The 1,999-nt window shown below is 75.4% G+C and carries 2 protein-coding genes; both read right to left on the bottom strand.

The features are described from left to right. Positions 1–389, bottom strand: a 389-nt coding sequence (locus tag GTW08_RS03830) for a MarR family transcriptional regulator (RefSeq protein ID WP_161151421.1), incomplete at its 3' end; no start/stop codon positions are given. 52 nt (positions 390–441) lie between these two features. Next, a complete protein-coding gene (gene cobA / locus GTW08_RS03825) occupies positions 442–1,662 on the bottom strand; it encodes a uroporphyrinogen-III C-methyltransferase (RefSeq protein ID WP_073574297.1) in 1,221 nt (406 codons plus the stop codon). Positions 1,663–1,999: the final 337 nt, after the last annotated feature.

The following is a 1,999-nucleotide window of genomic DNA, read 5'->3' as shown; positions in this document are numbered from 1 at the left end:
AGCGTCGCGAGCAGCCGGTGCATCTCGGCGCGGCGCAGCCGGGTGACCTCGTCGACGAGCGCCCGCCCGGCCGGGCTGAGCGCGACGGCGACCTCGCGGCGGTCGTCACCGGTGCGGGTGCGCGCGACGAGGCCGCGGGTCACCAGCCGGTCGCACATCCGGGTCGCCGTCGACGCCGACACGGTCAGCGCCCTGGCCAGGTCGGCCGGTCGCCGGGTGCCGTACTGGGCCAGCACGACCAGCGCGCGGTACTGGGGCAGGGTCACGTCGCCGGCCGTGTCACCGCCGGTGTGCTCGCCCGCGGCGGCCAGGGACCGGGCCACCACGGAGAGCATCGCCCGGCTCGCGGTCATCACCGCGTCGACGACGTCATCGATCTCGTCCGTCACGCCCGCGATCGTTGCATATTGCAAACTTGCAATGTGCAACGAGTTGCCGGGGTCACCCCCCGACGGGCGCCTGCAACCCCGCGACGGGCCCGATCACGACGATTGCCGGCGGGCTGATCTCCTGCTCGGCCGCGACCTGCTCGGCGGTCTCCAGGGTGGCGCGCACCGATCGCTCGATCCGGGTGGTGCCGTCCTGCACGATCAGGACCGGGGTGTCGGCGGGCCGGCCGTGGGAGATCAGCGCCTCGGCGAACTTCCCGAGCCGCTCCACGGCCATCATCAACACGATCGTGCCGGTCATCCGGCCCAGCGCGGTCCAGTCGGTGAGGCTGCGCGGGTCACCCGGCGCGACGTGCCCGGACACGACGACGATCTCGTGCGCGACCCCGCGGTGACTCACCGGCGTGCCGGCGACGGCCGGTGCGGCGAAGGCGCTGGTGATGCCCGGGACGACGGTCACCGGCACCCCGGCCGCGGCGCACGCCTGGACCTCCTCGAACCCGCGGCCGTAGACGAACGGGTCACCGCCCTTGAGGCGGACCACGAACTTCCCGGCCCGGGCGTGGGAGATGAGCAGCTCGTTGATCCGCTCCTGGGCCATGGCGCGGCCGTAGGGGATCTTGGAGGCGTCGATGACCTCGACCTCGGGGGACAGCTCGTCGAGGATGTCGCGCGGGCCGAGCCGGTCGGCGACGACGACCTCGGCGCGGGACAGCAGCCGCCGTCCGCGCACGGTGATCAGCTCCGGGTCGCCCGGACCGCCACCGACCAGCGCGACACCGGCCTGCGGGGGCTCGGCCGACTCGTCGACGACACCGGCGGCCAGTGCCTCGACCAGCGCGGTGCGCACGGCCGCGGACCGCCGGTGCGCGCCCCGGGCCAGCACGCCGACGGTGAGCCCGTCGTAGCCGCCGGTGGCAGGGGTGACCGCGGTGCCCTTGTCGCCGTCGTCGGCGCGGACGCAGAACACGCGGTCCCGCTCGGCCTCGGCGACGACGGCGGCGTTGGTCGCGGCCTCGTCGGTGGCGGCGATCGCGTACCAGGCGCCGGCGAGGTCGCCGTCGGTCCAGCGGCGGGCCGTCCAGGTGATCTCCCCGGCCGAGGCCATGCCCTCGACCGCCGGGGTGACCTCGGGCGAGACGACCTCGACGACCGCTCCCGCGGCGATCAGGCGGGCGACACGGCGCTGGGCGACCTGTCCCCCACCGACGACGACGGCCCGGCGGCCGGCCAGGTCCAGCCCGACCAGGTACTGCTCGTGGTGCGCGTTCAACGACGTTCCTCTCCCGGACTCCGACGCCCGGCGGTGGCAGCGGCTCCCTGCGCGGGCCCTCCGCTCGACGGCGACGCCGGACGATAGCCGGGCCCGCATATTTCGGAGGAGGCCCCGGAGGGCAATCCCACATCCGCCGATCCGGCGGCCACGGCGACGGTGACGCCCTGACCAGCGGTCTTACCGACGATCAGGTGGGCCCCGTCGCCGGCAGCGAGGAGCGCGGCGGCCTCTGCGACGGATGGGGTCCCGACGGCCGCGGCGACCCGGGCATCCGGCCGCGGTACCGCGACCGCGGCCAGCGCGGCGGCCGCGAACCCGTGCGGCTCCCGCGGTG

It is taken from the genome of Pseudonocardia sp. SID8383 (genome assembly GCF_009864975.1).
Lineage (GTDB): Bacteria > Actinomycetota > Actinomycetes > Mycobacteriales > Pseudonocardiaceae > Pseudonocardia > Pseudonocardia alni.
Note: the sequence above shows the minus strand (reverse complement) of the source record. Positions and strands in the feature narration are given on the sequence as shown.